The 257-nt window shown below is 66.1% G+C and carries 1 protein-coding gene; it reads right to left on the reverse strand.

Annotation, left to right across the window (positions count from 1 at the left end):
• Positions 1-257 (reverse strand): ATP-binding cassette domain-containing protein (locus AC1RPT_RS08125; RefSeq protein WP_481763044.1); only part of this gene is annotated, 257 nt, incomplete at both ends.

The raw sequence follows: 257 nt of genomic DNA on the forward strand, positions 1-257 counted from the left end.
GCCAGCTGCTGTAGTTGCCCTTCCACGGAATGCCGTGGCCGCGGTCGAGTTCGAGAATCCACTCGGCCGCGTTGTCGAGGAAGTAGCGATCGTGCGTGACGGCGACCACGGTGCCCGGGAACCGCACCAGGAACTGCTCGAGCCAGTCGACCGATTCGGCGTCGAGGTGGTTGGTCGGTTCGTCGAGCAGCAGCATGTCGGGCTTCTCGAGCAGCAGCTTGCACAGCGCGACGCGGCGCTTCTCACCGCCCGACAGG

The sequence above is a fragment of the Dellaglioa sp. CoH-56-MRSF-11 genome, from assembly GCF_056782135.1.